The 24,028-nt window shown below is 54.1% G+C and carries 21 protein-coding genes; 11 read left to right on the top strand and 10 right to left on the bottom strand.

Going from position 1 to position 24,028, the window contains the following annotated elements; genetic code table 11:
* Positions 1 to 75 precede the first annotated feature (75 nt).
* From NYR02_RS18290 to NYR02_RS18275, 4 genes are all read left to right on the top strand, one after another.
* Entirely contained in the window at positions 76 to 1,521 is a 1,446-nt protein-coding gene (locus tag NYR02_RS18290; protein ID WP_260977822.1) for an efflux transporter outer membrane subunit, read from the top strand.
* On the top strand, positions 1,518 to 2,693 hold the full coding sequence (locus tag NYR02_RS18285; protein WP_260977808.1) for an efflux RND transporter periplasmic adaptor subunit: 1,176 nt from the start codon (positions 1,518 to 1,520) through the stop codon (positions 2,691 to 2,693). The genes NYR02_RS18290 and NYR02_RS18285 overlap by 4 nt, the downstream gene beginning before the upstream one ends.
* Positions 2,690 to 5,821 (top strand): efflux RND transporter permease subunit, encoded by a 3,132-nt coding sequence (locus NYR02_RS18280; RefSeq protein ID WP_260977807.1) that lies wholly within the window; start codon positions 2,690 to 2,692, stop codon positions 5,819 to 5,821. Before NYR02_RS18285 ends, NYR02_RS18280 begins: the two co-directional genes overlap by 4 nt.
* A 152-nt stretch (positions 5,822 to 5,973) precedes the next feature.
* A complete protein-coding gene (locus tag NYR02_RS18275) occupies positions 5,974 to 7,551 on the top strand; it encodes a SulP family inorganic anion transporter (RefSeq protein ID WP_260977806.1) in 1,578 nt (525 codons plus the stop codon).
* A gap of 83 nt (positions 7,552 to 7,634) precedes the next feature.
* On the opposite strand, the gene NYR02_RS18270 is transcribed toward NYR02_RS18275, so the two are convergent.
* The 6 genes from NYR02_RS18270 to NYR02_RS18245 form a co-directional block, all read right to left on the bottom strand.
* Positions 7,635 to 9,227 (bottom strand): sensor histidine kinase, encoded by a 1,593-nt coding sequence (locus tag NYR02_RS18270; RefSeq protein WP_260977805.1) that lies wholly within the window; start codon positions 9,225 to 9,227, stop codon positions 7,635 to 7,637.
* 167 nt (positions 9,228 to 9,394) lie between these two features.
* On the bottom strand, positions 9,395 to 12,586 hold the full coding sequence (locus tag NYR02_RS18265) for an efflux RND transporter permease subunit (protein WP_260977804.1): 3,192 nt from the start codon (positions 12,584 to 12,586) through the stop codon (positions 9,395 to 9,397).
* Positions 12,587 to 12,588: 2 nt separating this feature from the next.
* Complete coding sequence (locus NYR02_RS18260; protein ID WP_260977803.1) at positions 12,589 to 13,677, bottom strand: efflux RND transporter periplasmic adaptor subunit; 1,089 nt, start codon at positions 13,675 to 13,677, stop codon at positions 12,589 to 12,591.
* Between the two features lie 239 nt (positions 13,678 to 13,916).
* Entirely contained in the window at positions 13,917 to 14,600 is a 684-nt protein-coding gene (locus NYR02_RS18255) for a TIGR01621 family pseudouridine synthase (protein ID WP_260977802.1), read from the bottom strand.
* A gap of 34 nt (positions 14,601 to 14,634) precedes the next feature.
* Positions 14,635 to 14,787: a cell developmental protein SirA gene (locus NYR02_RS18250; protein WP_260977801.1), complete on the bottom strand. Its 153-nt coding sequence runs from the start codon at positions 14,785 to 14,787 to the stop codon at positions 14,635 to 14,637.
* Positions 14,788 to 14,798: 11 nt separating this feature from the next.
* Positions 14,799 to 15,359: a hypothetical protein gene (locus tag NYR02_RS18245; protein WP_260977800.1), complete on the bottom strand. Its 561-nt coding sequence runs from the start codon at positions 15,357 to 15,359 to the stop codon at positions 14,799 to 14,801.
* Positions 15,360 to 15,539: 180 nt separating this feature from the next.
* On the opposite strand from NYR02_RS18245, the gene NYR02_RS18240 reads away from it, so the two are divergent.
* On the top strand, positions 15,540 to 15,935 hold the full coding sequence (locus NYR02_RS18240; protein ID WP_260977799.1) for a hypothetical protein: 396 nt from the start codon (positions 15,540 to 15,542) through the stop codon (positions 15,933 to 15,935).
* Positions 15,936 to 15,978: 43 nt separating this feature from the next.
* A complete protein-coding gene (locus NYR02_RS18235) occupies positions 15,979 to 16,248 on the top strand; it encodes a YkgJ family cysteine cluster protein (protein ID WP_260977798.1) in 270 nt (89 codons plus the stop codon).
* A 65-nt stretch (positions 16,249 to 16,313) separates the two neighbouring features.
* On the opposite strand, the gene NYR02_RS18230 is transcribed toward NYR02_RS18235, so the two are convergent.
* On the bottom strand, positions 16,314 to 17,924 hold the full coding sequence (locus tag NYR02_RS18230) for a methyl-accepting chemotaxis protein (protein WP_260977797.1): 1,611 nt from the start codon (positions 17,922 to 17,924) through the stop codon (positions 16,314 to 16,316).
* A 94-nt stretch (positions 17,925 to 18,018) separates the two neighbouring features.
* Here NYR02_RS18230 and NYR02_RS18225 point away from each other — a divergent pair, with 94 nt between their 5' ends.
* Complete coding sequence (locus NYR02_RS18225; RefSeq protein ID WP_260977796.1) at positions 18,019 to 18,330, top strand: YqfO family protein; 312 nt, start codon at positions 18,019 to 18,021, stop codon at positions 18,328 to 18,330.
* Between the two features lie 30 nt (positions 18,331 to 18,360).
* Here NYR02_RS18225 and NYR02_RS18220 read toward each other — a convergent pair whose 3' ends face one another.
* Complete coding sequence (locus tag NYR02_RS18220; protein WP_260977795.1) at positions 18,361 to 18,912, bottom strand: NUDIX hydrolase; 552 nt, start codon at positions 18,910 to 18,912, stop codon at positions 18,361 to 18,363.
* Between the two features lie 44 nt (positions 18,913 to 18,956).
* On the bottom strand, positions 18,957 to 19,310 hold the full coding sequence (locus tag NYR02_RS18215; RefSeq protein WP_260977794.1) for a DUF3135 domain-containing protein: 354 nt from the start codon (positions 19,308 to 19,310) through the stop codon (positions 18,957 to 18,959).
* Between the two features lie 334 nt (positions 19,311 to 19,644).
* Between NYR02_RS18215 and NYR02_RS18210 the strand changes: the two genes are divergently transcribed.
* Genes NYR02_RS18210 through purT form a run of 4 tightly spaced genes read left to right on the top strand, consistent with a single transcriptional unit; the run spans position 19,645 to position 22,174 of the window.
* Positions 19,645 to 20,217: a CoA pyrophosphatase gene (locus NYR02_RS18210; RefSeq protein WP_260977793.1), complete on the top strand. Its 573-nt coding sequence runs from the start codon at positions 19,645 to 19,647 to the stop codon at positions 20,215 to 20,217.
* Positions 20,218 to 20,225: 8 nt separating this feature from the next.
* Positions 20,226 to 20,750 (top strand): gamma carbonic anhydrase family protein, encoded by a 525-nt coding sequence (locus tag NYR02_RS18205; protein WP_260977792.1) that lies wholly within the window; start codon positions 20,226 to 20,228, stop codon positions 20,748 to 20,750.
* A complete protein-coding gene (locus tag NYR02_RS18200) occupies positions 20,747 to 20,944 on the top strand; it encodes a DUF1289 domain-containing protein (RefSeq protein ID WP_260977791.1) in 198 nt (65 codons plus the stop codon). Before NYR02_RS18205 ends, NYR02_RS18200 begins: the two co-directional genes overlap by 4 nt.
* A 33-nt stretch (positions 20,945 to 20,977) precedes the next feature.
* The gene (gene purT / locus NYR02_RS18195) at positions 20,978 to 22,174 is read left to right on the top strand and encodes a formate-dependent phosphoribosylglycinamide formyltransferase (RefSeq protein ID WP_260977790.1); all 1,197 of its coding nucleotides are present in this window, start codon (positions 20,978 to 20,980) and stop codon (positions 22,172 to 22,174) included.
* Here purT and NYR02_RS18190 read toward each other — a convergent pair.
* On the bottom strand, positions 22,137 to 23,714 hold the full coding sequence (locus NYR02_RS18190) for a sensor domain-containing diguanylate cyclase (protein ID WP_260977789.1): 1,578 nt from the start codon (positions 23,712 to 23,714) through the stop codon (positions 22,137 to 22,139). The two genes, purT and NYR02_RS18190, sit on opposite strands and share 38 nt — an antisense overlap.
* Positions 23,715 to 24,028 lie beyond the last annotated feature (314 nt).

Genomic DNA, 24,028 nt, shown 5'->3' with positions numbered 1-24,028 from the left:
TAAACGCCATTTTCATCTTTCCCGCCGCACGCCTATTATGCGTATTTTTACTGCGGAGAAGTCTCTGTGCGCTTGATGATCAGGGTTCCGTGGCGCGGTACGGCGGCGGTGGCGGTTTTGGCACTTGCCGGCTGCGCCAGCGTGACACCGGTTGAACCTCCCGAGACAACACTGCCTCCCGTTTTTACGAACGCGAATAACGACAGCAACAGCAACAGCATTGAAGCAAACAGCAACGCTGACCGCAGCAATGCAATCAGCGCCAATCGTTGGTGGCAATCGTTTAACGACACTCAACTCGATCAGTTTATCGCGCAGGGGCTGGAGCAGAATTACAGCCTGCAGGCGGCCTGGGCACGGCTTGCTCAAAGCCGGGCTCTCTGGCGTCAGAATGCCAGTGGTCAGTACCCCGATGTTAATCTTTCCCTGAGTAAATCCCGCGCCTGGCGTGAGAACACCACCAACGATCTGTGGTCGGCGGGTGTTTCTACGGAATACGAACTTGATTTCTGGGGCCGGGTGTCCGCGCTGGATGACGCCGGACGCTTAAGCGCACTGGCGACCCACTCGGCGACGCGCACCCAGGCCAATACCGTGGCCGGACAAATTGCCCTGAACTGGTTTGGTCTGATTAAAGAAGGGCAGAACCTGGCGCTGCTGCAACAGCAACAGGCACGGGTCAGTGCGGCGCTGCAGGTTACTCAGGGTCGTTTTCAGCGTGGTCAGGCGGATGTCTCCGATGTCTGGCAGCAGCAACAGTTACTGGAATCCATTAACGCCGATCTGATCAGCGCTCAGGGGCAGCGCGACAGTTACCAGCAGCAGCTGGCGGTCTGGATGGGACGCAGTGAATGGCTGTCGGCGGCGGCGCTGGAAAACAGCGAATTACGCACTTATCAGACGCAATCGTTACCGCAGCTGGACATCACACCGTTAACCGTACCGGTCAGCGCCTTACAGCAGCGTCCGGACGTGCAGCAGGCGTTCTTTAAACTGCAAAGCGCCAATGCCAGTCTGGCGGCGGCGGCGGCGAACCGCTACCCGCGCTTTACCCTGAGCGCGTCCTATTCCGGCAGCGATGAAGACCTCAGTAAAGTATTCGATAACTGGTTGGCGAATCTGGCCGGTGGTTTGGTGCTTCCATTAATTGATGGTGGCAACCGCCGTGCCGCCGTGGCGCAACAGCGCGCCGTGGTGGATGAAAATCTGGCGGCTTATCAGCAGACGTTGCTGGATGCCGCGCAGGAAGTACAGCAGGCGCTGACCGATGAACGTCAGAGTCAGGCGCTGGTTGTCAGCCTGGAGCGGCAGCTGGCGTTGGCCAGCAAGACCGAAGCCTTCCAGAACAACCGTTACCGCAAAGGCGTGGGCGATTTTCTTGCATTGCTCAATGCCCAGCAGGATGTGATCGGTCTGGAAAAACAGTTGCTGAATGCCCGCTGGAGTCAGCTGCAAAACCGTATTCAGTTATATAAAGCCGTCAGTCATGGCGACTTCAGTGAAGAGGAAGCATCGTCATGATGGATGTACACAGTCATCGTCATTCGGTTGCAGGCAATATCCTGCTGATTGCGTTGGTTTTACTGCTGGGCGGAGGCCTGGCCTGGTATGTGTTCACCTCAGCACCGAAACCGCAGCGGATAAAACCGGAAGTGCAGGCACGGCTGGTGGAAGCGGCAGCGCTGAACAGCGAATCGTCGCGACCATTCTGGCCTGCCGGTGGCAAGGTGATGGCGGCTGACAGCGTAACCCTGACGGCACAGGTCAGTGCGCGCGTGGCACAGATCAGCAGCGCTGCCGTACCCGGTGCGCGGCTGAGCAAAGGCAGCGTGCTGGCGACGCTGGAAAAAACCGATTTTGAGTTACAGGTGCGGCAGATGCAGGCTGCGCTGACTCAGGCACAGGCCGATCTGGATATCGAGCAAGGACAGGCGGCGCTGGCGCGGGAAGAATACGCCCTGGCCGCCGCCAAGCTCAGTGACGAAGAGCGGGCGCTGGTGATGCGCGAACCGCAACTGGCCAAAGCCAAGGCGGCGCTGCGCACAGCCCGCGCCAACCTTGATCAGGCACAGCTGAATCTGGCACGTACGTCGGTGCGCATGCCATTTGCTGGTCAGATCATGGCGCGTCATGTCAGCACGGGCAGTCAGGTTGGCAGCAGCACCGTACTGTTTGATCTGGTCAGCACCGAACGCTTCTGGATTGAAGTTAAAGTGCCCCGAGCCTTTCTGGCCATGCTGGACACACAGGCTGAGGCAACGCTGAGCATGAGCGGCTGGCATGGCCAGACCCGTCGTGCCCGCATTCTTAATGTGCTGCCGGATGTCGACAGTACCGATCGTCAGGCCAAGGTCGTGCTGGAGCTGGATCAGCCCTTAGCGGAAGGGCAGCCGGTGGTTCTGGTGAATGATTTTATTGATGTGCAGTTGCCCGGAAAATTACTGGATAAAACCGTGGTGATTGATGTGCGCCACCTGAATGATGACGACACGGTGTGGGTGGTGAACAACAATGCGCTGTATCAGCGTAAGGTTGTGGTGTTGTATCGCGGACGTGAGCAAGCCTGGCTGGCGGTTAACGAGGGTGGGCAGGGCGACGGTCTGCAGAGTGGTGACCAGCTGCTGCTTAACCGTATCGACAGCGCTACCGATGGTATGCGGGTGCGTATTCAGACGGCTGGAGCACGCCCATGAGTCTGCGTTATACCGGCCCGGTGGCGTGGATGGCACGCCACGGCGTGGCTCCCAATTTATTGATGGCGTTTTTGATCATCGGCGGCTTTTTGATGTCGCTGAATATCCGTAAAGAATTTATTCCCAGCTATGAAGCCGACATGGTGATTGTGTCGGTCGGCTATGCCGGTGCGACGCCCTCGGAGATGGAGCAGGGCGTGATTCTGCCGATTGAAAATGAGCTGTCGGCGATTGATGGTCTGAAAGAAGTGGTCTCTACGGCCAGCCAGGGTTCGGCACAGATCAGCGCCGAACTGGAAAATGGCGTTGACCGCCAGCAGGCGTATCAGGATATCCAGCAGGCGGTTAACCGCATTTCAACCTTCCCGGCGCAGATGGAACGGCCGTTGGTGAGAATCGCCAGCCGCTCTATTGATGTGATCGAACTGGCGCTGTTTGGCCCGCTTGATCAGTTTGGGTTAAAGCGCCTGGGAGAGCAGATTAAAGATCAGCTGCTGGAATCTCCGGACATCACAAAAGTTGAGCTGCGCGGCATTAACGATGAAGAAATTCACGTAGAAATCAGCCAGAACGACCTACAGCGTTACGGTCTGAAACTGAGCGATGTGGCGGCCATTATCGGCAATAATGCCATTGAACAAAGTGCTGGCAGTGTGAAAACCGAAGGCGGCGATATTCTGGTAACGCTGGATGACCGCCTCTACTGGGCCGAAGAATTCCGCCAGCTGCCGCTGATCAGCGATGCCTCGGGCGTGCAATTGCGTCTGGGGGATGTGGCGAAGGTCCGCGATGGTTTCAGCGACAGTAACCGCGAAATTACCTACAACGGCAAAACGTCGATGAGTTTTAAAATTTACCGCGCCGAAAGTCAGACGCCCCTGACGGTGGTGGAAGCGGTGTATGAAAAACTCGATGAAATCCGTCCGCAATTGCCGCCGGGCATGTCGCTGATCATTACCGATGATGATGGCGAAACCTACAAACAGCGGGTGGGGCTGCTGCTGAAAAACGCGGTGGTGGGGCTGGTGCTGGTAATGGTGCTGCTCAGTCTGTTCCTCGAATATCGTTTGGCATTCTGGGTCACCATGGGCATTCCGACCGCTTTTATGGGCGCGATGCTGCTGCTGCCCGGTTGGGATATGTCGATCAATATGATCTCCATGTTCGCCTTTATCGTGGCGCTCGGTATCGTCGTTGATGATGCGATTATTGCCGGTGAAAATATCTACGAGCACATGCAGAAAGGCATGCCGTTAATGGATGCGGCGATCTTCGGCGCCAAAGAAGTCGCCATGCCGCTGGCCTTCGCCATTCTGACCAACGTGGTGGCTTTCCTGCCGTTACTGGCGCTGCCGGGCATGATGGGCAAACTCTTTATTGCCATTCCGATCGTGGTGATCAGCTGCTTTATGATTTCCTGGCTGGAAGCGTTGTTTATTTTACCGGCGCATCTGGGGCGCATGAAAAAGCGCGACATTCAGCATAATCCGAACTGGTTGGATCGCCTGCAGCAGCGTGTGGATAAAGGCCTGCATCACTTTATTCAAAAGCGCTATCTGCCGCTGCTGGACAGCAGTTTGCGCTCGCCCGGATTCACGCTGGCGGTTGCCGTAGCCATTGCCATGATTGTATTGGCCTGGCCGCTGAGTGGACGCATGGGCTTCAGTATGTTCCCGCGTCTTGAAGGCGAGTTCGCGGTGGCTAAGGTGGAAATGCCGCCGAATGCACCGCTCAGTCAGGCGCAACAGGTGCGTGATCTGCTTGAAGCCCGACTGAAAGAGGTGGTCGACCCTATAGAAGCGCAGGGCAAACCCTTGCTGGTCAGCGTGGAAGGCGATATTGAAAACGCCACCATCGAAATTCAGGCCAAGCTGGTAGACAGCGAGGTACGTCCGGTGTCGTCCAACGAAGTGGTGAAGCGCTGGCGTGAAGCGATTGGTGAAATTCCGGGCATCCGCAGCCTGACCTTTGATGCTGAGCGTGGCGGCGGCCCCTCCGGCGGTGCCGGTCTGACGGTTGAATTACGCGGCAGTAATACCGAATTACTGGCAGCCGCCAGTGCCGAGCTCGGGGACTTTATGCAGCAGCTCGGTGGCGTTAAAGATGTGGCCTCCAGTTTTACCAACGGTAAACCGCAGTGGGATATTGAACTGAATGAGCGCGGCCGCAGCCTGGGGCTGGAAGCCGATGCCGTCGCGCAGCAGATCCGGGCGGCATTGTACGGTGCCCGTGCTTTACGCCAGCAGCGTGAGCGCAACGAAGTGACGGTGTTGGTGCGTCTGCCAAAAGAAGAGCGGGCCTTCAGTGCCGATATTGAGCGGTTGATGATTCTGACGCCGCAGGGTGGATATGTGCCATTGGCAGACATCGCCATTTTGCACAAAGCATTATCGCCCTCCAGTATTTCGCGCCGCGATGGCCGCCAGGTGGTCACTGTTACCGCCGAAGTGGAGCCGCGTGAGCAGGTTCCGGCGGTGATGGGGGTGCTGCGTGAAGAGGCCTTTGCCGATTTACGCGCTAAGTACCCGACGCTGGATTTCGACTTCCGTGGCCGTCAGGCGGATACCCAGGACAGCATGAGTTCGCTGCAGTTGTATGGTTTCTTTTCCATGCTGCTGATTTACGTGTTGCTGGCCATTCCATTCCGCAGTTACAGCCAGCCATTGCTGATTATGGTGGTGATTCCCTTTGGTGCCGTGGGGGCCGTCATCGGCCATCTGCTGCTGGGCTACAGCATGTCGATTATGTCGATTATGGGCATCGTGGCGCTGGCCGGGGTGGTGGTGAACGACAGCCTGATTCTGATCGATTACGCCAACCGTCGCCGTTTAGAAGCCGGTTTGTCGGCACTGGATGCGGTACGTGAAGCCGGTATCCGCCGTTTCCGGCCGATTCTGCTGACGACACTCACCACCTTTGGCGGTCTTTCACCCATGGTGTTTGAAACGTCCCGACAGGCGCAGTTTATTACCCCAATGGCGGTGTCGCTGGGCTTCGGTATTCTGTTTACGACCTTTATTTGTCTGTTGATTCTGCCAGCGCTGTACGTTTCTCTGGATCGTATTCTGACGCTGTTGGGAATCACGCCGGCACACAGCACGGCGACTGTCTCTGCTCCTGCCGCCTGACGGTGCGGTTGTTATCTTGCCCGGTGGAATATTTGCGCCGGACAGGATAACAAGCGCGACAATTGGGCAATTACTAAGCAAAATCCTGAAAATGTCTTCTCAGGCTGGTATAGTGCGCGGCTTTCTGAACCCAGCCCGGAGAAACCCGCATTATGTTGTTGCTGCGCGAGTTTATGCAGACCTTTTCCCCCAATATCAAAAATGACACCTTATCAGGCCTGACCGTTGCTCTGGCACTGGTGCCGGAAGCGGTGGCTTTTGCTTTCGTGGCGGGTGTTCATCCTCTGACCGGTCTGTACGCAGCCTTTATGGTGGGTTTGATTACCGCATTAATCGGTGGCCGTCCGGGCATGATCTCCGGTGCTACCGGTGCATTGGCTGTGGTCATGGTATCGCTGGTGGCCGAAGCTGAACGCGATTTTGGTTCGGGCATGGGGCCGCAGTATCTGTTTGCCGCCGTGGTATTGATGGGGGCTATCCAGATGGCCGCCGGGGCGCTGAAACTGGGCAAATTTATCCGCATCGTGCCGTATCCGGTGATGCTGGGCTTTGTGAATGGTCTGGCGCTGGTGATCTTTCTGGCGCAGTTACCGCAGCTGCAATCCTTCACCCCGGAAGGTAAGTGGGGCTGGACTGAAGGGGTATGGCTGCAAGGTTCTGAGTTGTATGTGATGCTCGGACTGATTCTGGCCACCATGTTTATTACCCACTATCTGCCGAAAATGACCAAAGCCATACCGTCGGCGCTGGCCGGTATTCTGGTGGTGAGTCTGGCGGCCTGGGGCCTGCAGCTGGATACCAAAACCGTGGGTGACCTGGCCAGTATTGCCGGTGGATTACCGGAGTTTGCTGCACCGGCAGTGCCGATGACGCTGGAGACTCTGTGGTTTATTCTGCCGTACTCGATCATTTTTGCCGCCATCGGTCTGATTGAATCACTGCTGACCATCACCGTGATTGATGAAATGACCAACACCCGCGGCCGTGGCAATAAAGAATGTGTGGCGCAGGGAACCGCTAACGTGGTGACCGGTTTCTTTGGTGGGATGGGCGGTTGCGCCATGATTGGCCAAAGCATGATTAACGTCAGTTCCGGTGGCCGTGGCCGTTTATCCGGTATTGCTGCGGCGCTGTTTCTGCTCAGCTTTATTCTGTTTGCCAGCCCGTTGATTGAACAGATTCCGATTGCGGCGTTAATTGGTGTGATGTTTATGGTCGTGATCGGCACCTTCGAGTGGTCGAGCTTCCGCATTCTGCGCAAAGTGCCGAAGCACGATGCGTTCGTTTTGATTCTGGTATCGGCTGTGACGGTGGTGACCGATCTCGCCATTGCCGTGGTGGTGGGTGTGATTGTGGCTGCGCTGGTATTTGCCTGGGAACACGCCAAACACATCAGTGCCCGTACCCGCATTCAGGAAAATGGTGCCAAAGTGTACGAATTGTTTGGCCCGTTATTTTTTGGTTCTGTGGCGAATTTCAAAGAATTATTCGAGCCGGAAAATGACCCGGACGTAGTGATTATTGAATTCCGTAATTCCCGTGTAGCCGACCACTCAGCATTGGAAGCCATCGACAGTATCGCTGAACGTTATCTGGCTCTTGGCAAAGAATTGCATCTGCGTCATTTAAGCGAAGACTGCCGTGGCATGCTGAAAAAAGCCGGTAATTTATGTGACGTAAACGTGATTGAAGATCCGAATTACCGCGTAGCGGTGGATGAACTGGCCTGATATCAGGCTGGTTCAAAACCATAAAAAAGCCCGCTGATGCGGGCTTTTTTATGTCTTTTATAAGGACGTTTATACAGGAAGCTTTATATCTGCGTACTGTGCTCTTCCGTTACCTTCGGAATGACCAGCCGGAACGCTGCACCTTGCTCGCTGTCTTCAACCTGAATATCACCTTTTAAACGCTGGTTAACGATGTTGTATACCAGGTGCATACCGAGACCTGTGCCACCGTGGCCCCGTTTAGTGGTATAGAAGGGATCAAATATTTTGGTTTTGGCTTCGGCCGTCAGGCCAATACCATCGTCGCTGTAGCGGATGACAATATTACCGCGCTCTTCGGCGGCCTGAATGCGGATGTGACCGTCTTTTTTATGCTCAAAGCCATGCAGCAGGGAGTTCATAATTAAGTTGGTTAACACCTGGCTGATGGAGCCGGCATAGGTCTGCATCCACAGTTGTTCTGAACAGTCGATTTCGACCTTATGCTGATTCTGTTTGAATTTTGGTGACAGGGTTTCAAGAATTTCGTGCAGATAATCATGCAGCGAAAATTTACGGATATGCTCACCGGTCTGATCTTCAGATACTTGCTTAAAGCTTTTAATTAAGTGCGCTGCCCGCTGCAGGTTTTTATCAAGAATGGTCAGGCTTTCATCCATCATGCCAACAAATTCGACAAAATTCTGTTTGCGCATTTCGCCTTGCTCGAAGGCTTCTTTCATTTTCAGGTAATGATCTGAAATATAAGAGTGAATGGTGATGCAAAGACCGAGTGGGGTATTAATTTCGTGGGCGATGCCCGCCACCATGCCGCCAAGGGATGACAGTTTTTCGGACTCGATCAGTTTGCTCTGTGTGGTATGCAGTTCTGCCAGTGTTTGATTCAGTTCATCGACGGTGCATTGCAGGTTATTTGTCCGTTCTTTTACCCGGTCTTCGAGTTCCAGGTTAATGGTTTTCAGTTGTTGCTGTGCCTGAGTTTTTTGTTTCAGCTCATCGTTCATTTGTTCGCTTAAGGCATTAAACGCAAGAATCAGTACATCAATTTCGTCGAGGTTGTTGCCGGGGCGGGTGGATAAGGGTTCAAAGCTGTTTTTATTCAGGCGTTCGTTAACTTCTTCGGCCATCAGGCTGATGCGGCGATTGATCAGACTGTGAACCACAAAGCCCAGCAGACTGGCAAGCAGCAGCAGGCTGACCAACTGAGCGACCATGTTGGAAATCGCCGCGCGCGAGGCCTGAGCAAAAACCGCGTCACGGTCAAAGGCGATCTCAAGAAAACCAATATCTTTGCCATTGAAGGCAATGGGCAGTTTTTCGACATCGGTATGATGCGGACGGCGACCTTCTTCAATGTTCATATTCAGGTTGTCGGTTACCCGCACGTAGCTGATGGCATCCAGGTTCATAATGCCTTTCACCTGACTGCGGATCTGAATCTCATCATAAAACCACAGACTGGAGCCGAGGGATTCTGAATAACCGACGCGGATGTCTTCCAGTTTGCGCTTAAAAGCGTCGGTCTGTTGCTGGTAATTCCAGACAACGATGGCAGCCGACACGCAAATAGACAGTGCAATGGATGCAACGGCAAAGTAGAGGATGACGCGCCATAAAATAGAATGCCGACGATGCTCGGTGGTGCTTGTGATTGGTCTGATAGTGCTGGTTTCCATGCTCATTCCGAAATAAGACCTGAGTGTCTGGAGTGTCGCTGCGGTTCGGATCTTAAGAATAACGTCAGTTTAGCAGAAGGTTATACCGGCGACGGGGGGCTGCAGGCAATAAAAAAGCCTGCGCGAAGCAGGCTTTTCAGTTTCAGGGCAGCCGCAGTGCTAACGGCTTAAGGTTTGGCGCTGTAAGTTTTGCGGAACGCCGCGAAGTATAACAGCGGGATGATCACCAGAGTCAGCAGGGTGGAAACCAGTATGCCGAAGATCAGTGAGATCGCCAGACCGTTGAAGATCGGATCGTCGAGGATAAAGAAGGCGCCAATCATGGCCGCCACCGCCGTCAGGACAATCGGGCGTGAACGCACCGCAGCCGAGACGATAACCGCATCTTCAAAGCGCATACCCTCGGCGGTTTTCTGATTAATAAAGTCGACCAACAAAATCGAGTTGCGCACGATGATACCGGCCAGCGCGATCATGCCGATCATGGAGGTGGCGGTAAATTGTGCACCGAACAGCGCGTGTCCCGGCATGACGCCGATAATGGTCAGCGGAATCGGCGCCATAATAATCAGCGGCACCAGATACGAACGGAACTGACCAACGACCAGCAGGTAAATCAGGATCATGCCGACGCCGTAAGCGATGCCCATATCGCGGAAGGTTTCATAGGTGATCTGCCATTCGCCATCCCATTTTACGCTGATGTCGTCGGTCAGTGGCGGCTGCTGAATGTACATTTGCTGCCAGTTCATTCCGGCGTCAGCCATGCCAAAGGCCATGCTGAATAAACCATAGAGTGGGCTGTCGAGATCTCCGGCCATATCGGCGGTAACAAACACCACCGGCTGCAGATTTTTATGGTAAATGGTTTTTTCAGTAATGGCTTTACGTATCTGCACCAGATCAGACAGGGCGATAAAGCGGCCATCGGCTGCACGGACTTTCATCACCAGCAGCTGGTTCAGATCGACCTTATCGCCTTCACTCAGCTCCAGACGGATGGGCAGCGGGTATTTGTTTTGTTCGGTATGCAGATAGCTGACGTCTTCACCACCCAACGCAGTATTAATCGCCTGCACAATGCTGCTCTGGGCAACGCCCAGCATCGTGGCGCGCTGGCGGTCGATATCGAGCAGCCACTGCTCCTGATCGGCTTCCACCCAGTCGTCGGTGTCGACGATGTCCGGCGTGCTTTCAAACAGTACGCGCAGTTGTTTGGCCGCCGCAATCTGGCGCTCGTAATCCGGGCCGTAAACCTCCGCCACAATCGGCGCCATCACCGGCGGGCCGGGTGGGACTTCGACAATTTTGACGTTGGCGTTCAGTGTTTTGCCAATTGCTTGCAACGGTTCGCGTACTGACAGGGCAATGTCGTGGCTCTGGCGGTCGCGTTGGTGTTTATCAACCAGGTTGACCTGAATGTCGCCCTGATGCGGTAACGCGCGCAGATAATACTGACGCACCAGACCGTTGAAGTTAATGGGTGCTGCAGTACCGGCGTAGAGTTGTACATCTTTGATTTCCGGAACCGTCATCAGCTCGTCGGACAGCTCTTCCAGTACACGCAGGGTCTGCTCGACCGGCGTGCCTTCCGGCATATCGACGATGATCTGGAATTCCGACTTGTTATCAAACGGCAGCATTTTCAGCACCACCAGTTTGAACACCGGCAGTGCTACGGCGAGCATGATCAGCGCGCTGACACCGGCAAATAACAACAGACGCTTACGCCCGGCGGTGGCCCCTTCGATAAAAGGACGCATCAGGCGGTTAAAGGCATCGTACAGTTTGCCTTGCTTCGGATCGGCTTCATCATCGCCATGAGCCGCATCCGGAATATTGTTTTTCAGCAGCTTGTACGACAGCCATGGCGTAACGACAAAGGCCACGACCAGCGAGATCAGCATACCGGTGGAGGCATTGATCGGAATCGGGCTCATGTAAGGGCCCATCAGACCGGTAACAAAGGCCATCGGCATCAGGGCGGCGATCACGGTAAAGGTCGCAAGAATGGTTGGGCCACCGACTTCATCAACCGCAGCCGGAATGACTTCCAGCAGTTTTTTACCGCCCATGTGCAGATGACGGTGGATGTTTTCTACCACCACGATGGCGTCATCGACCAGAATGCCGATGGAAAAAATCAGTGCAAACAGTGATACGCGGTTCAGGGTAAAACCCCACACCCAGCTGGCAAACAGGGTAATCGCCAGGGTGATGAAAATGGCGCCACCGACAATGATGGCTTCGCGCCAGCTCATGGCAGCCAGCACCAGCACTACAACTGCGGCGGTGGCAAACAGCAACTTGGCGATCAGTTTGTCGGATTTATCTTTGGCGGTAACGCCGTAATCACGGGTGACTTCGGCTTTGATGTTGGCCGGAATCAGGCGGTTATGCAGATCGTCGAGGCGCTGTTCAATGGCCTGGGTGATATCAATAGCGTTCATGCCCGGTTGTTTGGCAATGGCCAGCGTAACCGCCGGGCGGGAAGCTTTTTGGCCGAGTTTGCGGGTAAAGACCGCCTGGTCGGGGATGTCCGGTTGCTGCTGAATATTGGCCACATCGGCCAGATACACCAGCCCGCTTTTATCTTTGCCGACAATCAGCTGGCCGAGTTCTTCGCGGGTTTTCAGGAAGCTGCCGGCCTGAATCTGGATCACCTGATTATTCTGCACCAGCGGCTGGTGATAGCCCCCGGCATTGGCACTGAGCAGCGCATTGCGTACATCATCGAAAGCCAGACCGTGGCCGTTCATGCGCGCCGGGTCGAGCTCAACTTTGACCACGCTGTTGTGACCACCCAGGGTGTAAATATCACGGGTGCCGGGAATGCGTTTTAGCTCGGTTTCCAGTGCGTGGGCCACCTGGGTCAGCTGCGCGGCGGTTACCTGATCGGATTCCGACCAGAGCGTTACGCCCATTATCGGGACGTCGTCAATGCCCATCGGTTTGATCACCGGCGGCATCACGCCCAGATTTTGCGGGAACCAGTCGTTGTTGCTGTAGACCTGGTTGTACAGGTTAAGGATGGCTTCTTCGCGCGGAATACCGACTTCAAAGGCCACGGTCAGAATGGCCTGACCCGGCTGGCTAATGGAGAATATATCGTCCACGCCTTTGATTTCAGACAGCACCTGTTCAGCCGGGATGGACACCAGCTGCTCGACTTCACGGGCGCTGGCACCGGGAAAGCCAATGAACACGTTGGCGAATGTCACATCAATCTGCGGCTCTTCTTCTTTCGGCGTCACCATAATGGCGAAGAATCCGAGCAGCAGGCCCAATAAGGCTAGCAGCGGAGTGATCGCCGAGTTCTGGAAAGCCTGAGCGGTTTTTCCGGAAATACCGAGCGCCATGGTTATTCTCCCTGTGAGCCGATTGCGGCCAGCTGGGCCAGAGCGTCGCTGACGATTTCATCACCGGCGCTCAGACCGGACAAAATTTCTACCAGGCCGTCATCACGGTTGCCGGTACGCACCTGGCGTAACTCTGGCTGGCCGTTATCGAGCACGTAGACCGACGTCAGTTCAGAGCGTTGCAGCAGGGCGCTGGCTGGAATTAAAAGTGCACTGCGTTCACCGGTTTGGACGCGGATGATGCTCCACTGGCCCGGGTACAGATCACGACCCGTGGCACTCTGACTGCCGGCCGGTAAGTTGGCACGCAGGCGCACACTGTGGTGGCTGGCATCGGCATATGGAAAGAGCACGACGTTGTCGGGGGTAATGCTTTGCTCACCAACGCGAACCTGAATCTGACTGGCGTCCTGATATTGGCTGGCGATGCGTTGCGGTGCATCGGCGACCGCGCGCAATTGCTCGAGGGATATGCCGGTCATCAGCGGCTGGCCTGGGCTGACCAGTTCGCCCATTTCTACATGACGGGCTTTTACCAGACCGGCATAAGGCGCTTTTACCTTGGTATAAGTCAGTTGTTCTTCCGCCTGTTTTAACGCGGCAGCGGCGGCTTTAACGCTTGCGGCGGCGCTTTTGGCGCGGGCATTACTGCTGTCGTACTCACCCTGAGACAGGGTGCCTTGCTTAAACAGACGGGCGTTACGGGTCAGTAATACCTGGGCATCTTCATTCTGTGCTTTGGCCTGGGCCAGATTGGCGCGGGCTTGTTCCAGTTGAGCCTGTTGCTGAGTGTCAACGATTTCCAGCAGCAGAGCGCCTTGCTCCACCCGGTCGTTTACATCGTAGTGTACGGCTTTAATGGCACCGCTGGTCTGCGCTGAAATCGTACTTTCATGGACGGCTTCCAGGGTGGCTTCCAGATCAAAAAATACCGGTACGGTTGTCGGTTGCAGGGTTTGGGTTGCCAGAGTCTGTCGGGTGGTCTGGCTCTCTGCTGCCTGGGCGTTGGTGTTCAATAAAGGTAAGGCCAGCAAAGCCAGGCTCAGGGTGCGCAGCAGCAAACGATGCGACGAAGGCTGTGTGGTCGGCATGAAAAATTCCTCTCTGAATTAGACGGCAGCAGGTAATAATCAATATTACTACATTAGAATATACTAATATTATAATTGCAACCTTGTCCTGACAGCCGGTGACGGGCTGGTCATCAGTATAGGGGATGCCGGGAAGTCTGATTTCTTTGGGTCTGTCTGAAGGCTTGAGAGGAGTGGACAGTGCGCCATTTTGCGGGAAGGGCTGTGGCGCTTCACGAATTGAGGAAGGTGCCCGAGGTTTACAGTATCTGCCAGGGCGCTTGCCAGGTTTCGGGCAGGCTGGCCCAGTGGCCATGATCCGGCAGGCAGCTCAGCACAATGTCCTGCGCGGCACAGCCGTCGCTTTCATCACGAAAGCAGAGCATAAACGCATGCAGATAGGTACGGTCAGCATTATCTCCGCCGTAGCGGCTGTCGCCATCAATGGCGGCCCCCAGGCTTTTCAGGGCAACGCGCAGCTGATGCGTACGGCCGGTCAGGGGTTTAAGTAAGAACAAACGTTTTTGCGCCTGTTCATCAAAGTGGCTGATAAAGCGGGTGATGGCCGGATTGTTGCTGCTGCGTTGCAGTAACCAGCTGCCGTTGCGGCCTTTGCTCATATCGCCTTTGACCCAGCCCTGTTTCTTTTTCGGCTTCTGCGCGCTTTGAGCCAGATAATACTTCTGGATCTTATGCTCCGCGAACAGACTGCTCAGCCGCGCTGCTGCGCTGGCATTTTTGGCCAGCAGAATAATCCCTGAGGTAACTTTATCGAGGCGGTGAACCGGCCATAACGGGTAATCAAATTGCTGTTCGGCCAGTACCACCAGACCCGCTTCGCCGTCTTCGCTGTGCATGCCAATGCCTGCTGGTTTATGGATGGCCAGCCAGTCGGCGGTTTGTCCGATAACAGCGAATGGCTGCAGGTTTTGAGGGTGAGTCATGAATGGGGAGAATCGGGTGGCAGGAAATCCGCTACTAGCGGCTTTCCTGCTCCATGATTTCCAGTAAACGACGCACCAGGGCTTCAAACAGTTGTGCCTGTTCGTTGCTGCTGTCGGCGCTGAGGCTGTACATCAGGCGTTCGATTTCGGCGCGTGACATATAGCGTACGGTAACCGGGGTGGTCATTTCTGAATTCCTTAAAAGCGATAACTGAGCAGCAAATTATGGGTCCAGACGTCACCTTTGCTGACGCCGGCCTGAAGATTTTCGCTGTTGTAATCCTTGGGGTCACGCAGGGTGGCGGCGAGGTCGAGGGTGATGGCATCAAACTGGGCGCCCACGCCAAACTGCCAGCCCCAACCGTTGAACACCCGGTAATGATCGCCGGCGGCACGCTGTACCAGCATTTTTTCATAGTGCCAGGCCGGGCCGGTGTATATACGGAAACCGGGTTCGGCCAGTCCCCAGCCCCACATTAACTGAGTCTCGCCGCCCTGAAGTTGCACGTCATCTTCACCATTAAGGCGATAAAGAATAAAGCGCGAGGCGGTATGATTGCTTTGTGGGAATTCGGCAAACAGGCTGAAGCCCTGTTGTTCGCCGTTGGGCAGATACGAAGGGGCATTACCGATATCGGCCTGGAATAGTCCGGTACCAACGCGGAAGTTGGTGGGCTCATTGCTATCGGCGGCATAGGCAGTTACTGCGCAAACAGTAAGCGCTGATATCAACAGAGAGGCGCGCAGAGCGCTATGCATCGTATTGTCCTTATTCGGTGTTCTGGGCTTGGTCTGGCGTGTTTTTGCACCACTGACGAAGCGTATGGTCAGGATGGCGCCAAGGCTATCCCAGCCCTTGGATGATGGCAAGCCGGACGGCGCAGCCGGGTTGCAACGGTCTATACTGATACTCTTTATAATTAAGGAGACGATGTTCCGATGTACTATTTACGCCTGATGTTTCGCGGTTTGTCTGGCTGTTTGCTGCTGGCCCTTTTGGCGGTATCTGCCGCGTTTGCCGGTGACGACCAGAACCTGTTGGCGTACCCGGTGCAGGATGCCCGAGATACGTTCCGCAGCGGGCAGTATGAATTTGTCGGAATTCAGTTGGCTGATGGCGTAGAATTGCCTGGTCTTAAAGACGCAGAGGCGCAAACAGTACGACGCGATTATCGTATCCGGCCGCTGAACAAGCGCTGGGAAACCTTTGCTAATGTTGAAGATGATCCGGCCAAACTGCTCAGACTGCGTCAATATGCGTTGCGTTTTAATCTGACCATGTGGCGCCTGTTACAGAAAAAAGAGTTGCAGGATGCAACCCGCTATCGCTACTGAGGCTTGATACAGCCTCTTCCCGCTAATGACGTAAGAGGTTTCTGTGGATTGCCGACTCGGTTGTGGTGCCTGTTGTATTGCCCCGTCTATTTCTTCTCCTATTCCTGGTATGCCGGCGGGCAAAGCCGCCGGTGAACGTTGCATTCAATTGGATGAGCGTAACCTTTGCCTGTTGTTTGGTGATCCGCGCCGGCCAGCGGTGTGTGGTGACTTTAAAGCGGATGAGGAGGTATGCGCTGCGGATAATCCAACGGCGCTGGAAAACCTGACCTTACTTGAGAGCTCAACGGCCATTATCGTGCGCTCGCACTGACGGGAAAAATCCTCCTAAAAAAGCAGCCGATGGCTGCTTTTTTAGGGACTGGCGTTATGCAGGGGTCAGAGACGGAATTTCTTCACCAGCGTACTGAGGTGGTTGGCCATATTGACCAGACGTTTGGCAATCTCGGTTGTTTGCTCGGCACTTTGTGAGGTGTTCAGCGAGTGCGTGCTGATGCTGTCGATGCCCTGACTGACATTGCGGCCAACCTCAACCTGCATGTGCATGCGTTTCAGTGTTTCGTCATTCAGGCTGCTCATCCGCTCAACGTGCTCGGTCATACTGTGCAGGGCTTTTGCGGCTTCATTCACCCGTTCCATCCCTTCTTCGGCGGTGCTCTGTGCTTTGTGCATGGAGTCGACGGCATGGCGGGCTTCTGATTGCAGCTGCTCGATCATGCTTTCAATTTCCTGTGTTGATTCGTGGGTGCGCTGCGACAGGGTACGCACTTCATCCGCGACAACGGCAAAGCCACGACCGGAATCACCGGCACGGGCGGCCTCAATCGCGGCGTTCAGGGCCAGCAGGTTGGTTTGTTCGGCAATGCCTTTGATCACCCCGAGAACGCCGCCAACGTTATTACTGCGCTGATCCAGAGAGGCAATGACTTCGGCGGTTGACTGAATGGCGCTGTTCATGGTGTTGATGCTGGCGGTCGCCTGATCGGTTTTAGTGACCCCGGTACGGGCGACGACTTTCGCTTCTGCGGAGGCCTGGCTGCTCTGTTCGGCGTTGGCCATCACCAGCTGAATGCTTTCGTGCAGTTCTTCGATGGCGTGCTGAATCTGGGTTGTTTCTGTTTTCTGTGACTGAGCGGCCTGTAATGATTTACTGGAAGATACATTAATGCTTTTCGCGGCATCTTCGAGTTCGCCGGAGGAATTAACCACCTGACGCAATGAATCAGAAAAACGTTCAATCATTTTGTTGAGCGCCATGGCTGTGCGGCCCATTTCGTCTTCACTGTCGACTTTCACCAGTTGCGTCAGATCTGAATTACGCTCCATCAGATCCAGTGTGCTGTGCATGCGACGCACCGGAGAAATAATCACTTTACGCAGCAGCAGGGACAGAATAATCAGGGCGGCGATAAACATCGTGGCCTGAGTCAAACCCATTTTCAGCATGTTACTGAAAATATGGCTATCCAGTTCCTCCAGGGAATAGCTGATGCGGATAGCACCGAGCACATCGCCTTCTTTGGCCTGATGGCAGCCGAGACAATTGGTACCGCGGTAATTTTCATGGGCCAGTACCGGGGTGAGAAAGGTCAGGGTGTGGCCATTTTTATCGTCGTTTTCAATTAATATTTCTTCACCGGCCAGCGCGCGGCGATCAAGATCATCCAGGGGATATTCATGCTCATACCCTTTACCATACATCGCGTCGATTTTGGGGCTGCGCAGCATACGCGCTTCAACGATATTGTTATCCGACAGCAGTTTGGTCCGCACCAGTTCACGATTGGAAATAGCACCGGATATCATCAGCATATTCATGGTGTCGAGGTAACCGGATGCCTTATCCCGCAGTTGAGAATGCACCATATCCGAACTCAATTTGCGCTCAGCGGAGACGGCAACACTGATGACAACAATCAGAACGAGCAAGAAAATACTGCCCAGGGCGAAGTACACTTTATGCTGTATGGACAGGCTATTACCCTTCATGAATTTTCCTTAGTTAGTGGCAGCATGACGGACGTTATATTCAAGCCTAGACCATTACTGAAAACTGGCTAACTTATTGAGAGGTAGAATATTTATGTACAAACTCGTGTTCTTTGTACCGCAATCGCATGTGGAAGATGTGAAAGCCGCTGTGTTTGCTGCGGGGGGCGGAAAAATGGGGGATTATCAGGAATGCTGCTGGCAGGTAGCGGGAAGCGGACAATTCCGCCCGTCAGCGGCGGCTAACCCTTTTATTGGCAGCGCCGGAGAACTGGAGCGGGTGGATGAATACCGGGTGGAAATGGTTTGTGCTGATGATCAGATCCGCGCCGCCGTAGCGGCACTCAAGGCGGCTCATCCTTATGAGGAGCCGGCTTATGATGTGTGGCGGCTGGCCGACTTTTGATGGAACGTCAATGTTGAAATGAGGATGTCTTTAATGTTCTTTGGGCAATGCCTGATGTGGCTGAATATCAAACACATGGGTGTTTTGCTGCACTGAACGATCAGCAAAATAGCGCTTGAGGGTTTGGCTGACCGTCGGGAAGGCCAACTCTTGCCAGGGAATGTCTTCTTCTTTAAACAGCGCGACTTCGAGGCTTTCCTCTCCGGCACCGAACTCGGCTTCAGGTAAAGCCGCCAGAAAGAATATATGCACCTGATCAATGTGCGGCACGGTAATCATGCTGAACAATGATTGCAGTTCGACCGTTGCCTGAGCTTCTTCCAGAGTTTCACGCAGTGCCGCCTGCTCGGTGCTTTCACCGTTTTCCATAAAGCCGGCGGGCAGCGTCCAGAAGCCACGGCGTGGTTCGATGGCGCGGCGACAGAGTAATACCTGACCGTTATGAACCGGCAGTGTGCCCGCGACGATGCGTGGATTCTGATAAAAAATGGTATTGCAGGCAGGGCAGACAAAACGCGGACGGTTATCACCGACAGGAGTTGTAAAATTCAGTTCGTTGGCGCAATGGCTGCAGTATTTCATTCCTTATCCCGGCGGCTGAAAAAGAGTCGCCGAGTATAACCGACTCAGGAACCGAGCCGGAACGGGAAAGGAATAACATTATTGCCGGGTACATGGACGGGCATGGCAGTATGGTCGGCGAGTGGGATGGCTTCTGTACTGTCTGCAAGGTTCAGACTCTCAACCATGCTGTGCAGACGCTCATGCATCATGCGCGACATGCGCAGACAGGCTGACAGTGGATTGCTGGCGCGCTGGCGCTCCATATCAATCTGAAACTGCAGGCCACGCAGACGGCGGCGGAAGTCTTCGTTGGCGTTGTTGATGGTTTTTTCAATCAGGCGCTGACGCAGCGCTTCCAGCGCATCCGGGTCATGATCGGCCAGGTTTTTCAGTTCATCAAAAGGCGGCAGTTGCACAACAGACTCTCCCCGCAGGTGTTAATTTGCATTTTTCTGGATTTAGTCTACCGAATTACAAGATGTGACAAAATCCCCCGTGAGGGTTGGTGATGCTGCCTAACTGACTGAATTACTTGATAAAAATTACCATCCTGGCGGTCTGCTTGAAGTCAAATTCGTTTAAAAACAGGATGTTAACTGAACAAGGTAAAGGTTGTTACGAGGCCAGGTAACAGATAATTGATGCGATCGTATGACTTTTTAATGACGAAAAAATATAACAGCAGTCTTATTGATGACCTGACCCAGAGTGGCACTGGCCCGCTTTTACTCCACAGATTACAATGACAACATGACTTCATCTCCGCTCTTCGATTATCTGCAACTGCGGTTGCAGCAACACCAGCCACGTAAAGTGCAGCAACCCGATCTGGCCGAAGCCGGTGTTCTGGTCGCTTTGACTGACGAAGAGCGGCCGCAGGTGGTATTAACCCGCCGCGCGGTGCACCTGTCTACCCACAAGGGTGAGGTGGCATTTCCCGGTGGTAAACGCGATCCGGATGATCAGAGCATCATCGTCACGGCATTGCGCGAGGCCGAGGAAGAAGTGGCTCTGGCGCGCAGCCGGGTAAGAGTGTTGGGCGAACTGGATCAGGTTGTGTCACGCTTTGGTTATCTGGTAACGCCGGTGCTGGGGTTGATTCCGGCACAGGAGCCACTGATCGCCAATCCCGGCGAGCTGGATGCGGTATTCAAAGTGCCACTCAGTCATTTTCAGTTACCTCCCAGCCGCTATTTTGAAAGCGGCCATATCCGTATTCCCAGTTACGATTTTGACGGCTTCCACATTTGGGGGCTGACCGCCATGATGATTGCAGAGATGATGAACCACCTCTGGGATTGCGATATTCCGTATAAAGTTTAGGAGCCATTATGTTTTATCAGCTGGGCGAGCGTCGTCCGACCCGTGGACAGGATGTGTTTGTTGCCGATGGCGCGAGAGTGATCGGCAGTGTGGCTCTGGGCGACAACAGCAGCATCTGGTTTGGTGTGGTTATCCGCGGTGATAACGATCTGATCTCCATTGGTGAGCATTCCAATGTGCAGGACAATGCAGTATTGCATACCGACTCCGGTATCCCGCTGACGCTGGGCAAGGGGGTAACTGTGGGTCATAACGCCATGCTGCATGGCTGTACGGTGGGCGATTATTCGCTGATCGGTATTAATGCGGTCGTGCTGAACGGCGCTAAAATCGGCAAGCACTGCATCATCGGGGCGAATGCTCTGGTGCCGGAAAATATGGAAATCCCGGATGGCTCGCTGGTGGTTGGCTCACCGGCCGTCATCAAGCGTCAGTTGAGTGAAATGCAATGCAAAATGCTGGAAGGCAGTGCCGCTCATTACGTGCACAACGCTAAACGATACCGCGAACAACTGCAGGAGATTGAGCTGTGAGTACTCCGGTTCGTTCCCCGTGTGTGAATATCTGTGCTTTGGATGATAACGACCTGTGCGTTGGCTGTTATCGCAGCGGTGAAGAAATTACCCGCTGGGGCCGTTACAGTGACAATGAGCGTCGGGTCGTGCTGCAAAAAGTGGCCGAGCGTGAGCGCAATGCAATGAATTATACCCCTGTACAGGCCGACTGACCGGCTACCTCTTTCTTTCTGATGGACAATACCATGACAACACTGGGAACCCCTTTTTCTCCGACGGCCACCCGCGTGCTGCTGTGCGGCGCCGGCGAGCTGGGCAAAGAAGTTGCGATTGAATTACAGCGTCTGGGCTGCGAAGTAATTGCCGCCGACCGTTACGCCAATGCCCCCGCCATGCAAGTGGCCGATCGCAGCCACGTACTGAATATGCTGGATGGGGCGGCGCTGCGTGCGGTCATCGAACAGGAAAAACCGCATCTGGTGGTGCCTGAAATTGAAGCCATTGCCACCGCAACTCTGGCCGAGCTGGAGCAGGAAGGTGTGCAGATTATTCCCACCGCCCGTGCGACCCAGCTGACCATGAACCGTGAAGGTATCCGTCGTCTGGCGGCGGAAACACTCAAAGTGCCGACGTCCAGTTATCAGTTTGCCGATAACGAAACGGATTTCCTTAAAGCGGTGGAAATCATTGGTCTGCCGTGTCTGGTGAAGCCGATCATGAGCTCTTCCGGCAAAGGCCAGAGCTTTGTTCGTGAGCCAGAGCAGCTGGCTCGTGCCTGGGCTTATGCGCAGGAAGGCGGCCGTGCCGGAAAGGGCAAGGTGATTGTTGAAGGTTTTGTCGATTTTGATTTTGAAATCACTTTGCTGACCATTCGTCATAAAGACGCGTCAGGCAATACCGTTACCAGTTTCTGCGAACCGATTGGTCATCGTCAGGAAGACGGTGATTATCAGGAATCCTGGCAGCCACAGGCCATGACCGCAGCGGCACTGGTCAAAGCACAGCAGATTGCTAAAGTCGTCACTGACGATCTGGGCGGGCTGGGATTGTTTGGCGTAGAGCTGTTTGTGAAGGGGGATGAGGTTATCTTCAGTGAAGTCTCACCGCGTCCGCACGATACCGGACTGGTGACGTTGATTTCACAGGATCTGTCCGAGTTTGCACTGCACGCACGGGCGATTCTGGGGCTGCCGATTCCGAATATTCAGCAGCACGGCCCATCGGCATCTTCTGTATTACTGGTGGCGGGGGAGTCGTCTTCGATGCAGTATTCCGGCCTCGATAAAGCGCTGGCCGAAATACATACTCAGCTGCGTTTGTTTGGTAAACCGGAGGTTTCCGGTAAGCGTCGCCTGGGCGTGGCTCTTGCCCGAGGTGAGAGTATTGATGCCGCCAAAGATAAAGCTAATCGTGTAATTGCTGCCATACAGGTGACTCTGTAAAAGGAATATCCGGGCTGATCATCTGCAGCATATTGCAGTTGCGCCCGGATGCTTTGGCTTCATACAGGGCGGAATCTGCCGCCCTCAGCCATTCCTCTTTCGTCATATTTTCCAGCCACGGGCCAGACTCGCGGATCCAGGCAATACCAAAACTGATGGTCAGCTGTTTGCTGACGGATGAATGGTTGTGATGGATATCCAGCGCACGGATACTTTCGCTGATTCTGTGCCTGACAGCATCCAGATTGTTGGCATCATCAATATATAAAATCAGTGCAAACTCTTCGCCGCCAAAACGTGCAGCCATTTCATCGGTACGTTTGGCACAGCCTTTTAAAGCCTGAGCAACCCGATGCAATGCATCATCACCGGCCTGATGGCCGTAGTGATCGTTAAAGCGCTTAAAGTAATCGATATCCACCAGAATTAAGGCCGCGGATTGGGTGTGACGTTGCAGGCGCCGCCAGGTGCTTTCCAGCGCCTCATCAAAGGCGCGGCGGTTAGGAATATTGGTCAGACGGTCAGTGTTCGACAGCTGCTCCAGCCGCGCCTGTTGCTGGCGAGCGGTATGCACCAGCTGATTGTATGTGTCGCGCAACTGCCGCAGCTCGCGGATGCGGATCGGTGTGGTAAACAGTACCGGCCGCAGCATGCCGTCCCTGTTATTCAGTTGTAAAAGCTCGGTCGCCTTGCGGATGGGGGTGATCAGCAAATGCACCAGAATGAGAAAAATACCGGTTGGAATTAACGCAATCAGCAGGAATGTTGTCAGCACGGTACTGGTCAGAAAATTCGGAATCGCTTGTTGATGATAAATGCGGAAGCAGAATACCGGTTGTTCGTCGGGGGATATCAGGCAACGGTCATTGCTGGGACTGACCTGCAGAGGAGGGGTCAGCAAGTTGATGGGATCAGACGGGACATCAATCTGTAGCAGTGGAATACGGGTAATCCGGCTCCAGGTTTCAAGTAAATCATCGTCCAGATGCTGGAAGAAAATCAGCCAGCCCTGCTGTGGACCACTGCTATCCGAGTGCATAATCGGGCTTAATGCTAATAAATGAGGCTGGTCATTAATCCTTTGAAACAATGTTGCCGGATGATTTTGCAGATATTCATTATGACCGTTTTTCAGCCAGCGCAGTAAATGGCCGCTGTCGGCTTTAACCAGAGATTTCTGATCGTTGTATTCCAGATTAAACAGCGGCTCACGCTGTGCATTGAGCATCAGCACCCCGGATAATTTCAGTGACGTAAAGGTGGTATCGGTGAAATTGGTATCTGTGAATTTGCTGTCGGGGACCTGGCTGTAATTCCAGGTGTCATCCCAATAGGCATAATCCACGGCAAACGCTTCCAGATTTTCTCTCTGCAAATTGAGCACGCTGTTCAGGCTCAGGATTTCGTTCCTTTGCGTCTTAAGGGCGACATCCAACTCTGCCGGATAAAACCAAAACCAACGCACCAGCAGTAACCCAACAAACAGCAGGGCAATGAAGATGACTGAAAGGAAAAGAAACAACTGACGGATTGAAAGCATAGGTTCTCTGTCTGGTTGTCCGTTCAGCGCGCTATCGCCCGGACAGTATCTTTTTCGGCATGCAAAAAGCTCAAAAGGTTGGTCTGTGGTAAACAGAACCATGGCCTTGGCTTTCTGGGTTTTCCTTATCTCAAAGCATAGCCGAAGCTGATGTATAAAAAGCGTAAATCGGCGTTTTTCCGCGCGTATTCTGATCTGTATGCGGTTATGGGGGGACAAATACCGGAAAGCGGCTGAAAACAGGACTTGACCTGCGAGTAACTCGAAGGTTTAAGCTGCGCTTATTGAGTCATACGCTGTGATCAGGAGGGGAT

This window comes from Thalassolituus pacificus, assembly GCF_025318105.1.
Classification (GTDB): Bacteria; Pseudomonadota; Gammaproteobacteria; order Pseudomonadales; family Oceanobacteraceae; genus Venatoribacter; species Venatoribacter pacificus.
Note: the sequence above shows the minus strand (reverse complement) of the source record. Positions and strands in the feature narration are given on the sequence as shown.

Coding starts and splice junctions, on each gene's coding strand:
- NYR02_RS18290 (WP_260977822.1), top strand. CDS start 76: ATGATCAGGGTTCCGTGGCGCGGTACGGCGGCGGTGGCGGTTTTGGCA.
- NYR02_RS18285 (WP_260977808.1), top strand. CDS start 1,518: ATGATGGATGTACACAGTCATCGTCATTCGGTTGCAGGCAATATCCTG.
- NYR02_RS18280 (WP_260977807.1), top strand. CDS start 2,690: ATGAGTCTGCGTTATACCGGCCCGGTGGCGTGGATGGCACGCCACGGC.
- NYR02_RS18275 (WP_260977806.1), top strand. CDS start 5,974: ATGTTGTTGCTGCGCGAGTTTATGCAGACCTTTTCCCCCAATATCAAA.
- NYR02_RS18270 (WP_260977805.1), bottom strand. CDS start 9,227: ATGGAAACCAGCACTATCAGACCAATCACAAGCACCACCGAGCATCGT.
- NYR02_RS18265 (WP_260977804.1), bottom strand. CDS start 12,586: ATGGCGCTCGGTATTTCCGGAAAAACCGCTCAGGCTTTCCAGAACTCG.
- NYR02_RS18260 (WP_260977803.1), bottom strand. CDS start 13,677: ATGCCGACCACACAGCCTTCGTCGCATCGTTTGCTGCTGCGCACCCTG.
- NYR02_RS18255 (WP_260977802.1), bottom strand. CDS start 14,600: ATGACTCACCCTCAAAACCTGCAGCCATTCGCTGTTATCGGACAAACC.
- NYR02_RS18250 (WP_260977801.1), bottom strand. CDS start 14,787: ATGACCACCCCGGTTACCGTACGCTATATGTCACGCGCCGAAATCGAA.
- NYR02_RS18245 (WP_260977800.1), bottom strand. CDS start 15,359: ATGCATAGCGCTCTGCGCGCCTCTCTGTTGATATCAGCGCTTACTGTT.
- NYR02_RS18240 (WP_260977799.1), top strand. CDS start 15,540: ATGTACTATTTACGCCTGATGTTTCGCGGTTTGTCTGGCTGTTTGCTG.
- NYR02_RS18230 (WP_260977797.1), bottom strand. CDS start 17,924: ATGAAGGGTAATAGCCTGTCCATACAGCATAAAGTGTACTTCGCCCTG.
- NYR02_RS18225 (WP_260977796.1), top strand. CDS start 18,019: ATGTACAAACTCGTGTTCTTTGTACCGCAATCGCATGTGGAAGATGTG.
- NYR02_RS18220 (WP_260977795.1), bottom strand. CDS start 18,912: ATGAAATACTGCAGCCATTGCGCCAACGAACTGAATTTTACAACTCCT.
- NYR02_RS18210 (WP_260977793.1), top strand. CDS start 19,645: ATGACTTCATCTCCGCTCTTCGATTATCTGCAACTGCGGTTGCAGCAA.
- NYR02_RS18205 (WP_260977792.1), top strand. CDS start 20,226: ATGTTTTATCAGCTGGGCGAGCGTCGTCCGACCCGTGGACAGGATGTG.
- purT (WP_260977790.1), top strand. CDS start 20,978: ATGACAACACTGGGAACCCCTTTTTCTCCGACGGCCACCCGCGTGCTG.
- NYR02_RS18190 (WP_260977789.1), bottom strand. CDS start 23,714: ATGCTTTCAATCCGTCAGTTGTTTCTTTTCCTTTCAGTCATCTTCATT.